Source organism: Acetobacter pasteurianus subsp. pasteurianus LMG 1262 = NBRC 106471, assembly GCF_000285275.1.
Taxonomy (GTDB): domain Bacteria; phylum Pseudomonadota; class Alphaproteobacteria; order Acetobacterales; family Acetobacteraceae; genus Acetobacter; species Acetobacter pasteurianus.
In genome coordinates this window covers 36553-50728 of the sequence record NZ_CADO01000034.1, presented here as the reverse complement: position 1 = coordinate 50728, position 14176 = coordinate 36553, and the positions used below count along the sequence as shown (strand labels likewise).

General features: G+C 55.5%; 17 protein-coding genes and 1 tRNA gene. 6 read left to right on the top strand and 12 right to left on the bottom strand.

What is annotated here, in order from left to right; translation table 11 throughout:
• Positions 1-50: 50 nt before the first annotated feature.
• From APA10_RS07955 to APA10_RS07935, 5 genes are all read right to left on the bottom strand, one after another.
• Positions 51-2267: a TonB-dependent siderophore receptor gene (locus tag APA10_RS07955; protein ID WP_003628922.1), complete on the bottom strand. Its 2217-nt coding sequence runs from the start codon at positions 2265-2267 to the stop codon at positions 51-53.
• A 426-nt stretch (positions 2268-2693) separates the two neighbouring features.
• On the bottom strand, positions 2694-3383 hold the full coding sequence (locus tag APA10_RS07950) for an invasion associated locus B family protein (RefSeq protein ID WP_003628918.1): 690 nt from the start codon (positions 3381-3383) through the stop codon (positions 2694-2696).
• Positions 3384-3424: 41 nt separating this feature from the next.
• Positions 3425-3802, bottom strand: a complete 378-nt coding sequence (locus tag APA10_RS07945; protein ID WP_003626226.1) for a hypothetical protein — start codon at positions 3800-3802, stop codon at positions 3425-3427.
• Positions 3803-3808: 6 nt separating this feature from the next.
• Entirely contained in the window at positions 3809-4471 is a 663-nt protein-coding gene (locus APA10_RS07940; RefSeq protein WP_003626225.1) for a GIY-YIG nuclease family protein, read from the bottom strand.
• A gap of 259 nt (positions 4472-4730) precedes the next feature.
• A complete protein-coding gene (locus tag APA10_RS07935) occupies positions 4731-5861 on the bottom strand; it encodes a Hint domain-containing protein (RefSeq protein WP_231111171.1) in 1131 nt (376 codons plus the stop codon).
• 534 nt (positions 5862-6395) lie between these two features.
• On the opposite strand from APA10_RS07935, the gene APA10_RS07930 reads away from it, so the two are divergent.
• Both APA10_RS07930 and APA10_RS07925 read left to right on the top strand, forming a co-directional pair.
• The gene (locus tag APA10_RS07930) at positions 6396-7220 is read left to right on the top strand and encodes an META domain-containing protein (RefSeq protein ID WP_003628910.1); all 825 of its coding nucleotides are present in this window, start codon (positions 6396-6398) and stop codon (positions 7218-7220) included.
• A gap of 220 nt (positions 7221-7440) precedes the next feature.
• Positions 7441-7941: a CHRD domain-containing protein gene (locus tag APA10_RS07925; RefSeq protein WP_003626217.1), complete on the top strand. Its 501-nt coding sequence runs from the start codon at positions 7441-7443 to the stop codon at positions 7939-7941.
• A 113-nt stretch (positions 7942-8054) separates the two neighbouring features.
• Here the strand turns inward: APA10_RS07925 and APA10_RS07920 are convergent, their stop codons facing one another.
• The 3 genes from APA10_RS07920 to APA10_RS07910 all read right to left on the bottom strand — a co-directional run bounded on the left by APA10_RS07920 (position 8055) and on the right by APA10_RS07910 (position 10027).
• Positions 8055-8489 carry a hypothetical protein gene (locus tag APA10_RS07920; RefSeq protein ID WP_003628908.1) on the bottom strand — a complete coding sequence of 145 codons (435 nt, stop codon included), beginning with the start codon at positions 8487-8489 and terminating at the stop codon, positions 8055-8057.
• Positions 8490-8599: 110 nt separating this feature from the next.
• Positions 8600-8992: a DUF805 domain-containing protein gene (locus APA10_RS07915; RefSeq protein ID WP_003628906.1), complete on the bottom strand. Its 393-nt coding sequence runs from the start codon at positions 8990-8992 to the stop codon at positions 8600-8602.
• Between the two features lie 93 nt (positions 8993-9085).
• Positions 9086-10027 carry a hypothetical protein gene (locus APA10_RS07910; protein WP_003628904.1) on the bottom strand — a complete coding sequence of 314 codons (942 nt, stop codon included), beginning with the start codon at positions 10025-10027 and terminating at the stop codon, positions 9086-9088.
• A 243-nt stretch (positions 10028-10270) separates the two neighbouring features.
• Here APA10_RS07910 and APA10_RS07905 point away from each other — a divergent pair, with 243 nt between their 5' ends.
• The gene (locus APA10_RS07905) at positions 10271-10957 is read left to right on the top strand and encodes a YoaK family protein (protein ID WP_035365660.1); all 687 of its coding nucleotides are present in this window, start codon (positions 10271-10273) and stop codon (positions 10955-10957) included.
• A 31-nt stretch (positions 10958-10988) separates the two neighbouring features.
• Positions 10989-11774: a hypothetical protein gene (locus APA10_RS07900; protein ID WP_003628900.1), complete on the top strand. Its 786-nt coding sequence runs from the start codon at positions 10989-10991 to the stop codon at positions 11772-11774.
• A 65-nt stretch (positions 11775-11839) separates the two neighbouring features.
• Here the strand turns inward: APA10_RS07900 and APA10_RS07895 are convergent, their stop codons facing one another.
• Positions 11840-12028 carry a hypothetical protein gene (locus tag APA10_RS07895; protein ID WP_003626200.1) on the bottom strand — a complete coding sequence of 63 codons (189 nt, stop codon included), beginning with the start codon at positions 12026-12028 and terminating at the stop codon, positions 11840-11842.
• A gap of 264 nt (positions 12029-12292) precedes the next feature.
• Here APA10_RS07895 and APA10_RS07890 point away from each other — a divergent pair, with 264 nt between their 5' ends.
• A complete protein-coding gene (locus APA10_RS07890) occupies positions 12293-12472 on the top strand; it encodes a hypothetical protein (RefSeq protein WP_003626196.1) in 180 nt (59 codons plus the stop codon).
• Positions 12473-12572: 100 nt separating this feature from the next.
• Here APA10_RS07890 and APA10_RS07885 read toward each other — a convergent pair whose 3' ends face one another.
• Both APA10_RS07885 and APA10_RS07880 read right to left on the bottom strand, forming a co-directional pair.
• Positions 12573-13019: a hypothetical protein gene (locus tag APA10_RS07885; RefSeq protein WP_003628898.1), complete on the bottom strand. Its 447-nt coding sequence runs from the start codon at positions 13017-13019 to the stop codon at positions 12573-12575.
• Between the two features lie 6 nt (positions 13020-13025).
• Positions 13026-13388 carry a YggT family protein gene (locus APA10_RS07880; protein ID WP_003628894.1) on the bottom strand — a complete coding sequence of 121 codons (363 nt, stop codon included), beginning with the start codon at positions 13386-13388 and terminating at the stop codon, positions 13026-13028.
• 69 nt (positions 13389-13457) lie between these two features.
• Here APA10_RS07880 and APA10_RS07875 point away from each other — a divergent pair.
• A tRNA-Ala gene (locus APA10_RS07875) sits at positions 13458-13533 on the top strand.
• A gap of 114 nt (positions 13534-13647) precedes the next feature.
• Here the strand turns inward: APA10_RS07875 and APA10_RS15140 are convergent.
• Entirely contained in the window at positions 13648-13869 is a 222-nt protein-coding gene (locus APA10_RS15140; RefSeq protein WP_003628892.1) for a site-specific integrase, read from the bottom strand.
• Between the last annotated feature and the right edge of the window lie 307 nt (positions 13870-14176).

The following is a 14176-nucleotide window of genomic DNA, read 5'->3' as shown; positions in this document are numbered from 1 at the left end:
GGGTTTTTAAATGTGTCAGGCAGGTTGGCCTGTTTTACAAAAATTTTGGCTTACCACTTAAAGCCAATGCTGCCTTGGGCATTTCGGCGCTCTCCATAATAGCACCATTCCTGCCCGTAAGAGGCATAGGCCATGCAGTTGCCGATATACTTTTTATCAAACAGGTTGCGCACGCTGGCCGCCACGCTCCACCCACGCAGGGAGGGTGAAAGGTTGGACAGATCATACCCGATGGAGCCATCAAACACCGTGTATTGCGGCACATGCACGCTGCCGTAGGAGGCCTGCCCCCCATAGCTTGGGGCGGAATAACGCAGGCCGCCACCAAAGCCAAAACCCTTCATCACACCTTTGGGCATGGTGTAATAGGCAAACAGAGAGGCATTGCCTTTACCAGACTGCATAAGCGGCTTGCCGGTGGAATCATCCTTTACCTTCTGCACGCTTACGGCAGCGGTAATCATCAGGTTTTTATAGGGCTGGGCGTGGGCTTCAAATTCAAAACCATCTGAATGCACCTTGCCACTTTGCACATTGTAACCCAGATTCCCCACTGCCACCAGCACGTTGGTTTGCTCGATATGGAAGCCCGCAGCCGTAAGCAGCACGGATGTGCCGGGGAACTGATACTTCACGCCGCCTTCAAGCTGTTTGCCCAAGGAGGGATCTGCCTGCCGGAAGCTCTGCCCACCATTGTTGGACACAATGCCAGACTGCGGCTGGAAGGATGTGGAATAGCTGATGTAAGGCGCAAGCCCGAAATCAAAGTGATACAGGCCAGAAGCGCGCCATGTAATCTGGCGCGGACTTTCATTGCTGCTGGAATGGCTTACAGATTCTATCTGGTGGGAACGGTACCAGTCATTCCGCAAGCTGCCTGTAATAATCAGCTTTTTCCAGCGCAGCTCATCCTGCGCGTACATGCCAATCTGGTGTGAATCCGTGCGGTAGTTCATATACGGGCTGCCCATGTCTGGCATGGTCATGTGGTAATCAGGATGCAGCACGTTCAGAGAGGGCGCAGAGGCATAATAACCTGCTTCTGTGGCGCTTTGCTGCATGTAATCAAAGCCGAACATCATGTCATGCGTCACAGGCCCGGTGCGCACATGGCCCTTGAACTGGCTATCAAATGCCAGATTATGCGTGTGCTCGTTGGTGCCAAAGGCAGAACGGCTGAGCATTGTGGGGTCTGAATCGTAATAGCCGTTATCATACACGCTGCGGTATATGGTTTTGACATCATCGTACCGGCCACGGGTGCTAAAGCTCCAGTCCTCATTAAACTTGTGGTTCAGGATATAGGTGATGCCTCCCTGCCTGCGGTTGAACTTTTCAAAAGGCACGTCGCCATCATAAAAGTTTCGTGGCAGGTAACCGTATGAGGCACGCTTGAGGGAACCCACAAGCGGCACGCCGCCATAGGTGCCGTTTTCGGGATCATACTGATAATTGCCCAGCAGGGTGAGCGTGGTGGGGCCTTTGGCGCCAAAGGTAAAGGCGGGGCTTATGGAAAAACGGCGGCTGCCCGTGCGGGCAAGCTGGCTGTGCTGGCCATTCACCGTGCCATATAGCCGATACTGCACGGAACCATCCTTGGTGGCATAACCGCCTACATCGGCATCCACACGGTACAGATCAAAACTGCCGCCTGTGGTGGTAATATCTCCGTAAAATTGTTTGTCTATCGGCAGTTTGCTGGAAAGGGCCACAAGCCCGCCGGGGCTGGATTGCCCATACAGGGCGGATGCCGGGCCTTTTAACACTTCCACCCTATCCAGGCGGGAGGTATCTGTTTGCGGTGTGGCGTAACCGGTGGGGCTATCCTGCACCTTCAGCCCATCCAAAAAGGTGGGCACGGTAAAGCCGCGCAGCATGAACTGATCATACCGCGTGCCCACGCCCCCGCCGCGCAGATCGGACGTAATGCCCGCCGCGTATCGGATGGCCTGATTAAGGCTGAGCACACCGCGCACATCCATTTCATCGCGCGTAATCACTGTTACAGACTGCGCTGTTTCAATAAGCGGTGTGTTGGATTTGGTGGCGGAAGACGCCATGGTGGACGCCCTGCGCGCGCGCACCTCCACCCCTTCAACATGCACGGCGGATGTTGGCGCCTTGTTGGCGGCCTTGCCCTGTTTTGCTGCCGTTGCCCCAACCTGTTGAGACTGCCCGAATGTGGGTGTCCGGGTTGCTGCAAGAACCTTACCGCTTATGAAAAATGTAAGGGGAAGCGCACAAAAAATAACCTTGTTGCGGTGCATACCCGTTTTTACCCCGTGGTTCCTGCTGATCTGAGGCTTGGGCAGTTACCAACATTGAGAATCATTTGCAAGATTAAATGGCGGTCAGATTTCTGCGGCTTTCTGCCGTTATAAAGCGGTTTTGGGGGAGATTTTGGGGGCCATAAATGCGCAGGCCATACCGTGCAAAACAGGCGCGTGCACAGCCTGTATCCGCCCCCAAAACAGGGCCTGATATTTTATAAACTATCTTTTAATATTCTGGGGCTTTGGCAAGATATACCGCCCGCAACACAGCGCCACACAAGGGCTGAAAAGCTGCATTGTGGGGCGGCCTTTATTACTTGCAAAAGGGCACACGCAGCCCCTCCGCCATATGGGAAAAACACGGAAAGGCTGCTCTCTAAAATTTGCACATGAGAACAGATTGCAGTTGCAACTGTGGCGTTAAGGAGACACCCCGCCATCCTTATCGGCCCAGCCATCTGCTGCATCCAACGCCGGAGCCAGCCCGCCAAGCGGGAAGTTGAGCGTGAGCACCCCGGCATCACGCTTGGCCAACATCAGGTGGCCAATGCTGCCCCGGCGCAGGGCGTCCATCAGTTCCAGCGTAAAGGTGGCCTGCCCTACGCAGCCTTTATTATCGCAATATTGCCATTCCAGCGGTACGGGGGGGGCGTTATCCACCCCCAGAAAGGAATGTTTGTTCAGCGAAAGGCCAAGCGGCACCCGCACGATAATTCTGTATGGGGCATTAGAAAGCCGCGCTGTGCTGTTGGGTGGCACGGCCCGCGCAATTTGCATGCTGCCAATGGTGCTGACCACGTGGTGCTGAACATCGTTCACCTGAAAGTTCTGCTGCACGCCGCACAAAAACGGCCTGTTGGTGGCGCTGTTAAAATTGCACTGCCAGCCCCAGTGTTCGATCACCCCGCTTTTACGGTCTATTTGGGTAATACCTGCCTGCGCGGGGCCAACGGGGCCTTTATCATGCAGGGTGTCCAGCAGCGTTGTATCTGCATCCGGCGCTTTGGTGGCGGCCTGTGCCGGGCCATGCAACAGAGCGGCCAGAGTTGCACTGGCGGCCAAAAGCCCTGCCCGTGTAAAATACACTTTTAAAAAACGCTGCTGGGCCATGGCTGAAACTCCTGTTGTGTGACTAAGCGTAGTACATGCCGTTATGGCACGGGCAAGGCGGCGTTGCACCGCACGTAGGATTCCTTATCGCGGAAGATAAACAGCACGTAGTAATCCAGCGCGCGGCCGCGCCTGCGGGTGGTGTGGGTATAAAACGGAAACACATCCTGCGGGGGGCCGTATTCTGGCGGCAGGGGGTCACTCTCCAGCAATGTTTCCACCCTGAACAGCGGCACATAAATATGCACCGGGCCGGGGTTGCGCCGCACATGCCACAAATTGCGCCGAAACTTGCGCAGCCTGTCTGGCAAAATGAAGATCATGTTTTCTTCAATAAACCGCTCATCCGGCTGGGCACGGCGCAGGTAGCGCGCATCATCCGGCATATCGCAAAAAAAGTTGTAACCCTGTATTTTCATGCTTCTCTATTCTGCATCTTCACGCTCTGTGCGCCATTCCTGCAAGGTTTTACCCTGATACTTCCAATAAAGTGGCCCACGGAACGCCACCTTTTGAGATCCCGCCCGTGCGGCCAATGTTTTGGCTGCATCGGAAAGGCTAACAACATTGCCCTCAAACACCACCTGCCTGTCATTATATACAGTGCAGGTTATGGAAGGGTCTCGCACCCATGTCAGCACTGCGCCGGGGCGAATATCCACCATACCAAAGTTAAACCGCTCTGCCCGGCGCTGTTCCCTGTTTAGGGCAGCCACATCGTTTTCATCTTGTGCACCGGCATCTTCTGAAAGATCCAGCTCCTCACCAGGTATCACATCCAGAATGGCGCGGGCACATTCGGGGTCCAGCCGAAAGAACTCGCGGCTGGCATTAACTCTGTGGGGGTCAAACGCCTTGTGCAGCGCAGCTTCCACCTGCCGACAACTGGCTACGTGCTTGGCATAAAAACATTCAAACGGCACCGGCACGCCAGATTGATACAAGGAACGCATGCGGGCGGCCACATCCCGCGCAATGCCTATTTTTATCAAATCCGGCATAACCGGGTTTGTCAGCACATAAACATAACCGGCATCTGTGCCAATTTCGGCAGTTTCTTCGGGGTCATATCCGCTGGGCTGGGGCATGGGGCATCCTTTGGTAAGGTCTGCCCTTCTCCTCCCATACTGTGCATAGGCATGCAACCGGGGCGCATGCACGGCTGCCCTTAGGCATTATGTGGCTTGCGGCTGCGGTTTGGAATGGGTGTTTTCTGCCTGTTTTGAAAGGCAGAGCGTGCGCTCAAGGGGCCAACACCCCTGTTTTGAGCGCACGGGCAACCAAAGGCTGGCATAGAGTACTGTATAAAAAAAAACCTGCCCCAGAGTATGGAGCAGGGTGATGCCATCAGGCCCGCAGGGCGGTTTCTTCCGGCTCTACATTGCTGACAATATAAGGCCCGGCTTCCAGAATCTGGAGCGCGAGCAGCGCTACCGTTCCCGGTTCTCTGTGGCCCAGAGGCAGGCAGGCATTACCCGCTGTCCAGCGCATGGGGTAAAATTCCACATTGTTCCACCCTGCCAGATCTTCATCATGCAGATAGGATGTAAGGGTGCGGGTTGTGTTGCCGTGGCAAATGCTGGCATTCCCCACCAGAACGCCCAGAGTGCGGCGGTCATCTACAAATGGCCCTATCGCCTCATTCCGGCGGCTGGTGTTGGAGTGGATATAAACCGTTTCAATACCAGCGGGGATCATGAACAGCGTGTGGTTTTTTTCCGTCCGCAGTGGGCGGATCACACGGCCATTACCTGCGGTCAGATACAGGTTGCTTTCATGTGTCACAACCGGTGCTTCTGTGCGCAGCGGCAGGCCCATGCCTTGGGCACGTGCGCAAAACTGCTGGAACAATGGCTCCACAAAAGCGCGGGAGACATTCAGGGGGGCTGCGGCATCATCCCATGTCAGATTACGGGTGCGGGGCATGGCCACCACATCACCATTCTGGCGGAAGCTGCGCCGGTTGCCGGTATCCAGATAGCTTTCCGTAAGAACACCATCTGCGGTGATGATAGCGTGATCTTCGGTTTCAACGTGGTAATAATCGTAAGACGTGAAGGACTGATCGTAAAAGATGGACTGGCCGTTTACGAGCATACGTGCCGGCACAAAGCAGCCGTTCAGATACAGGCAGTGCTCTGGGGTAATCAGCATATCCTTGAAAGGCACGCCCTCTGCCAGCGCATCCTTTACAATGCGCACCGGGTACCCTGCCATATCAAGCGGCAGAAAAGGCGCGGCAACGCTGGTTGATTTACCAACCCATGTTACGGTTTTCTGCTCTGTTTTACCGTTTACAAGCACATCAATCCGGTCACCCACCGCCAGATCTTCAACCTTGCGGGTTGCGCCATTTACCGAGATTTCTGTGCCTGCAAGAAAGCACGGGTCAAACCCACGATCTTGGTAATCAAGTTTTATGTGCGAGTGCGTTCCCTTTTCCTTTACTTGCCAATAATTGGAAATATTTCCATTCATTGAATGGTTTGTATATGTATAGTTTGATATATTAACATTTGCATCTGTTAATAGAAAATAACCACCTGTAGTATCCCCCAATATTATTTGCGTTGATCCTTTTCCACCCCAAGTATAATCGTATGTGTATTCCGTACCATCAATAGTGAAATGAGTTGAATCAATAAAAGTTACCTTAACACTGTTTTGAATATTAGAAACAGTGGATATGTTGTTTGATGTGGTGATGTGGGCAAAGTTAAGGATATTGTATCCTGAAGCAGGGATATCACTTGTTGAAGACATGAAGCACTCTTGTTGGAATTATTTATAAAACGATTTTGTTAGATATATCTTATCTTATTTTCGTGTCAAATGATTCTCAACGCCAATAGATACTTCAGCACCCCCATAAACGCCCGACATCAGCCCGGTTGTGGCATACATGCCCCTTAACAGTTCTGGCATTATGCGGCACAGATACAGACACGCATTTTCCACCGCCCGGCGTGCCTGTGCTGCCAAGGGGCAACTGAAGTAGAAGGACACCCGGCCATGCGCTTTTCCGCCCCTTTTTTCCGCCCCGGCCTTTTTGCGCTGTGCGCTGCGGGTGCGGCGCTGGCTGGCTGTGCAGAACCCCGCACCCCCACAACGCCAGAGGGTAAGGAAACCCCGGTGGCCGCCACCGGCCCCAAAGGGGTGTATGAAGCGCGCGGGAACGAGCCCTTCTGGAACATGACGTTGGCTGATGGTGCGCTTTCTGTTGAAACACCGGATGGCCCGCGCATGGCCCGCGTGATCCGCCATGCCTATTCTGAAAACGGCACCCGGTATTATGAGGCATCGGACGTAAAAGCCGCCCTCACCGCATCTGCCTGCACAGATAGCATGACCGGGCAGGTGTTTACAGATACAGTCACCCTTACCTCCGCCACCAAAACCCTGCACGGGTGCGGCGGTGTGCTGGTGCCCCCCAACAGCCTGAATGATACGCGCTGGGTGGTGACCGCCATGGATGGGCGCAGGCTGCGCGGCGGCAATTTTGTGCCCGATACGGATGACAGCGCCACGGATGAAAACCCCAACCCGGCGGCAGACATGTTTGCCCCCACGCTGGACATTAACGATACAGGCAAGATTTCCGGCTCGGATGGCTGCAACCGCTATGTGGGCGGGCTGGTATTTGGGCCAAAGGGCAGCGTAACGCCCATGCCCGCAGGCGGTATTAGCACGCTAATGGCCTGCCCCGGCAAACAGAACGACATTGCAAACACCTTCCGCCCACTGCTGAACAGCGTAACCGGCTGGACAACAGATGGCACACACCTTGTGCTGCAAACCTCCGGCGGCAAAACCATCCGCCTGCGGCAGGTGTTTTAACCTTTTCGCACAATAGTTTCAGGGTGTGTCAGGCCTTTTGTCCATCACGCGAGCGTGAGAGGCAGCGGGCCTGACACACCCTATCGCACGCCCCATATTGGCAGCATGTGGCGCAAATACGTGCCCCTGCCCGCGTAATGGCGCCGGAACCTCTGCCAAAGCGGGCCGTTATAGGCATATCGCACAGATATCTTTGTTATGTTTGAAAGGGCGCTTTCGTATGATTTCAGCCAGCAAAAAAGTGTTTCGCAAGGTGGCTTTGGGGGTCACGCTTGCGGTTACGGTGGCTCCGGCGGCTGTGAGCGCGCTGGTTTCTACCGCCCATGCTGAACGCAGCGAACGCTTTGGCGGTGATTTTACAACCGAGCACAGCGCCACATCTCACCCCACCGGCAAGGTGGATGCGGTGTTTTTTCCTTCCACGCATGAGCTGCGCTATACCATTACGTGGGATGGGCTGAGCGGCCCGGTGACGGTAGCGCATTTTCATGGTCCGGCAGATCCGGGGCAGGAAGCAGACCATATGATCACCCTGAAAGGCCCGTTTAAAAGCCCGTTTTCTGGCACCGCCATTTTAACTGCCGAGCAGGAAAAAGCCCTGCATGATGGCAAGATGTACCTCAACCTGCACACCGCCGCCTACCCCAAGGGTGAAGCCCGCGCGCAGCTAACATCTCCCTACAATGGTGAAACAGACCACGCAGACCCCAACCACACCTAAGCCCAGCACCCGCGCATAAAAAACGGCCCCGCCGCCTTGCCCCGTATCCGGGGTGTTGGCAGCGGGGCCGCTTTGCGTTTCAGGCCCCCATAGCGGGCATAAAATGCAGCGTATTACAGGTGCTGTGCGCCTTCTGGCTGGGCTTCACCACCCTGCGGGGCAGCATTAGGCTGCTGCTGGTTGGGCTGCATGGTGCCCGGTGTGGTGGAATGTTCCACATCATACGCCGTGGCTTTCTGCTGATAGGTGCCCTTTGAGCCGGGGTGTTCCTTATCATACAGCGCGGCCTTGGCGCGGGCTTCCTTACGGTATTCATGACGGCGATACATGCCCGCAGCACACCCGGCCGCCGCACCCAACACACCATGATGGTTGGCCATATGGCCACCCACGGCACCGGCTGCGCCGTACTTCAGGCAGCCGCCTGGTTCGCTGGCGTTTGCGGCGCTGCCAATGGTGGCGGCCATAATGGTTGCAAGGCCCAGGGTTACAATCTTACGCATTCTTTTATCCGTCTTTTCTAGCGCCTGCCGGTTTGGGGCAGGCATCTGCCAAACTTCTATAGCAAATAGATATGGCAGCAGCTTTGTTCAACACCACCACACTAACCTGCAAACAGTGGCGGAATGTGGGCCAAGGCAGAATATAGGAGGGTGGGCTATGCGGGCGGCCCATAGGCGTTGGGGCCTTGCGTGCCTTTGGCGCATAAAAGGTAAATCCAATAACCCACGCCTATATATGGAACAAACCACAAAACAGAAAACCAGCCGTTTCGGCCCATGTCATGATGCCGCCTGATCAAAGCGGACGTAATGGCAAACATGAGAAACACATATACAAGTAAAAGCGTGGCATAAAACACAAACACGCCAGTTACGGCATTAATGGAAGAGCCTCCATAATTATCAAGCACATGCACTGCATATAAATGTGCAATATATGTAAGTATAAATATCAGCAGCAGCCATGCGCTCCACCTCCGAAAATCGGAAACAGACAGGCGGCCTGTGTACTTAAAACTTTGTTTAAACTGTTCTATCAAAACAGACATACATTCCCCATTCCGCAAGGCCCGCAACGCAAAAGCCCGCCAGCATTGCTGCCAGCGGGCCTGCCTGTGTGTTGGGCTGTGGTTGGCGCGTATTTACCGCACCGCCCCTGCCTGTGATGCAGCCTGACGGGCAAATTCGGCCTGTGCTGCGGCTTCCCGCGCTTCGGCCTTTTGGGCCACTTCATCCTGAATGGCCTGCTGCGAGGGCAGCGGCGTATAGGGCACCGGCTTGGGTGCTGGCGCAGGTGTGGGGACCATAACAGCCGGTGGCGGCGCAGAAACAACCTGCGGCGCGGGCGCAGAAGGTGTGGCCACATGCGGCGTGGCCGCCACGGCACGCGGGGCCACATAAGCCGGGGCTGATACAGCCGGGCGTGGTGCCGCCACATGCGCAACAGGGGCAGAAACCGCACGCGCAGGCGCGGAAACCCTGTGTGTAGCAGCCACACCCGCCGGAACAGCCGCAGCAGCGGCCACTGGTGCGCGGATAGGCGGCGGGGGTTCAGACGGCCATCTGGGTTTTTCATCCGAGGCACGCTGGTTATCTATGCCCGGTGCGGCATCACCATTGCGGGCGGCCTTTAGCAGGTCTGGCCCCATAAGGGCTGTGCGGGAGCACACGGCCTCGCGCTGGTCTCGGTTCAGGGTGCGGGTATCAAACATCTGGTCCGGGCCAAGGCGCAGCATGCCAATGCCACCCCATGCGTAATCGGACGAGTTGCGGACATCTGGCAGTTCCGCCAGCTCGCGCCCCAGTTTTTTAACCGTGGTGTCTGTTATCAGCTTGTTGTGGTAGCAAAAATACATCAGCCCGCCCACATTGGCCGCATTTGTGCCCAATACGGTGGGTATGCCATCGTAATCCAAAATGCCGGGGGCGGCTGTGGCGGCTGTCATGGGGGCTGGGCCGGGGCGCATCTTCATAATTTGCAGCCCGTAATGAGGGTTCTTCTCCGCCGCATAAGCCGCCGGGGGCGCGGCCAACAGGGCAGTGCAGGCCCCCAACGCCAGAAAAACAGGACGGAATCCCAACATCTACTTTGTTCCTTGCTTTGGTCTGGCCGCAGAATACGGAAAAACCCCACCTGCCAGCAAGGCCCGCCGCACGGGCCATGCCGCATAAACTTGCGCATAGATGCATGATATCCACACCCACGGCCACCCCCATTTCTGTGCAGATACAGGCTTACGCCCCTGTGAATGGCCCTTAGCCCCCGCAGCGGGCACAAAGGCAGCGGGTGGATTTTACGTAAGGGCGCTGTATGCTGAAGGGTGAATATGGCTGAGCTTTCTACTTCCTCCTCCGTGCGGGTTTCTGCGCGGCGCATTTTGGTGCTGGACCTTCTGGCCGGGTATGTAGATGCGCTGGGCTTTGTATATCTGGGCGGGCTGTTTGCCTCTGCCATGACAGGCAACACAACCCATCTGGCCGCCGCCCTTGTTGGCGGCATTTGGCCGCATGCGTTGATGTTGCTGGGTATTTTAGGCACGTTTTTTGTGGTGGCCATGCTGGCCACTCTGGCACGCTTGCGCTGGCAGGCGGCCATTGGCATAGCCTGTGTGGGCGTGCTGCTGGGGGCCACGCAAATTGCCATGCTTACGCCGTGGCACCACACGCTGGCCCTTGTGCTGCTGCCCGCCCTTATGGCCGTGCAGGGGGAAACGATAGCCCGCTTTTCTGGCAGTGCTATCCAGACCATTGTGATCACCAGCAACCTGCTCAAATGTGCCTCGGCACTGGCTACATCGCTGGCGGCGCGCTGGCCGGGCAGCACTGTTAAACCCCCGCCACCGGGGGCGGCTTTGTTGCCGGGGCTTTCTTGGTTGGGGTTTGCGGCTGGGGCTCTGTGTGGCACCTTGGCCATGGCGTGGCATGTGCCGCTGCCTTTTATCTGGCCCCTGCCGCTATTGGTTTTGCTGTATTTGGATATTGCCCGCGCCGAAGCCCATAACGCGCCGCCCTGAACGCCACCCCACCCTTTTACGAACAAGAGTAATGACCGTTCTGCCCTGCCCTTCCCTGCCTTCTTCTGCCTCTGTTGCCTCCCTGTTTTACCGTGCACGCGGGCTTGCCGCGCTGGTGCTGCTGCCCACGCTGGCAGGCTGCGGATATATAGATAGCCGCACCGCCCATAAGGGCCAGTTGGCCGTAATTGGCATGACAAATGAGGACTTACAGGCCTGCGCGGGTATTCCCGACAAAACGCAGAAGATAGATGAGCACACCACGGTTTATCAGTACGTGCGCTCGGTCAACATGCCTTCCACCAACGATTCCTCGCTGTTTCCGCTCCAGACATTTGTGAACATGACACAAACCACCTTTGGCGGTGCGGGCAAAACCTGCGTGGCCAGCCTGCGGATGGTGGATGGCCGTGTGTATGACCTGCATTACAGCGGTGATAATGACCGCATGATTGGCACGGATGGCGCGTGCTCTACGGTTGTAAAAGGCTGCATCCGCTCCCCCGTGGCCTCCACCAACCGGTTCCGTGACAGGTTGATTGGGTTTGGCCCGGTTTCGGCTTTTCATGAACCCAGCGTAGAGGCCCAAAGGCGTGCGCTGCATTCGGTTTATGATCAGCCAGCCCCGCAGCGCATTCTCAACCCACAGGCGGATTCTGCTGGCACGCCTTCTTCCGCCGCAACGCCTGCGGTGCAGGCCACACCGGCAGCACAAACACTTACAGGCCCGCAAAGCGTGGCCGCAGCTTGGGCGGCCAAGGCGCAGGAAACAACCCCTGCCACAACGGTTGCCCCAAACAGCAACGCCCAGCACTAAGGCCGGGCGTTTAAAGCCATACGGGTGGCGGGAATATACCCCGCGCCCGATATGTTATGGGGGCTTCATGCCTTGCCGCGTGCGCCTTCCTGCAACTGGGCTTCCAGCTTGCGCAGGCGTTCACCCAGAGCTTTTGCGTGTTCTGGCCGGTCCTTCAGCGCAATATCGTATTCCCGCTTTACCTGCTCCATTTCACGGCTGATATCCGTGGCGGATGGCAGATGGTGGGTATGGTTTTCTGTTTTTTCAGACATAAAATTTCTTTCCCTATTTGCGTAAAGCCTACCTTAAACATTGGGGCCACCACAGCCACCCACAACCCGTACAAAAGCAGACCAGCATTACCCGCCACAACGCCATGCCCAGATAGCGGTTGACCACGCGGGGCAAAAGAGTAAGTGTGACGCTGTTTTGATTTGGCATGATTCCGGTGGAATCTGCGGGGCTTGAGATGCATGGATATGGCACCGGCCCGGCAACCCTTTTACCGCCGGAACACTATATAAGGGGTTTTTGGGATGGGCATGTTTCTGTGCATTGCGCTGCTGGGCCTGGATCTGATGTTGTACTTCCTGGGCATGAACGTTGCAGCTATGAGCTCTGCTGTTATCGCCTTTATTGTTCCGGTTATTGTGATGTGCAGCTACAGCCTGACCCACATTGAAAAAGACCCGAACGCGTCTTCTTCTCACCACTAATGTGGGCTGGCGGGCTTTGACCTGCCATGCTGTAAAAAAGCCGCCGCAGCCTTATTGGCCCGGCGGTTTTTTTGTGCCCACATGCGTATAAAGCGTGGCCTTACTGCGCTACGCGGGCCAGTTGCGCGTGGGTAAAGGCGCAAGCCCCGTTATGATAGGGCGCGCAGTTCTGCTCTTCGCTGCTGACCACGCCATGTGGCCCCATGCGGAAGGTGATGCGGCAGGATTGGCCGTTATATTCGGGGTCTGTTGTTACCACCCATGTGTTGCCGTGGCGGGTGGCTGCGCCCTCGGCCGAGCCTGCGCAGGTATCCCCTACAACAGCAACCTCGGCAAAGGTTTCATCTCCCGTTTGCACCAGTTTAAGGGTGCCTTGGCCACCGGCCATGCTGCCGGTGTATATTTGGGCGGACGTAGCGGGCGGCGTATCCTGCGCCAAAGCAGGTGTGGCGGCTATGGTGGCGCAAAACAGGCCCAATGTGCGGAAAAGATGTGGCATGGCGGTTGCTCCGTTTTTAACAAACCGGGCCAACGCCAGCCGCCGCACGTTAATTTAATGATACATCAGCGCACGAAACAGGCTGACCAGCCCCGGCTGTAGCACATACTGGATAATCAGCAGCACCACCATTGGGCTAAAGTCCATGCCGCCCGGCATTGGCAGCATACGCCGCACGGGGGCCAGCACGGGTTCTGTTATCCGTTCCAGAAACACGCCTATTTTCCAGACAATCTGGTTGCGGCTATCCAGAATGCCAAAGGCATACAGGTTTACAAAAATACAGGCTGCCAGAAGCACCCAGCTATACAGTTCCAGAAGCCGCATCAGCAGCATGAAAACGAAAAACACGAACGCCAAATCCTGCTTTGCTGAAAAACCGGGCACACCCTTATGGCATGCCCGCATATCTGCCATTGGGCGCCTACAATACAGCTTGACAGCAAATTGGTAAGCCCTATACACCCAAAAATCTATGGAACAGGCGGGGCTGTAGCTCAGATGGGAGAGCGCCTCGTTCGCAATGAGGAGGTCAGGGGTTCGATTCCCCTCAGCTCCACCACCCTCCTGTTCAACCTCTTGTTTTTATTGGGTTTTTTGGTGGAAAGTGTAAACTTTCTTCACAAAGTTTTCACACCCCCCTCTTTTTTCATGCCTTTTTTAGACCGTTCTGGGCTCATGCTTCCCAGCTTTTTCCATGCAGATTCAGCCAGCAATTTTTGATTGGCTTCTCTGGTGTAACGCTCCACTTCTGAGAGCGTGTTATGGCCGGTATCAGCAGGTATTTGCCCGTCTTGATCTGCACCACTTCAATGCTGCCGTTCTTCACGCGTGCAGGCCCCACGCGAATGACATCGCTCCGCCGCTGGCCGGTATAGAGAAACAGCGCCAACGCCAATCGTGCGCGTGATCCGATAGGCCAGAAGTTCTCAAATAGCCATGCAGCATGGTTGGTGATGGCGGGAGCGTTGTCCTCGCCACCATTGCCCTGGCAGCAGGCTGAATATTGCTAGTAATGCCATCAAAGTTTTGGCATAGAGATTAACCATACCCACCCAAAACAGAAAAACATTTCATATCTAAATTTCAAAAGTTAAAATATAAATTTAAATCATAATTTTTTTACTTATTGAGTGTATTGTTATTTTTTCGACATTAACTATATAATTTATTTTTTATCCAATAATATATCGTTATAACATACG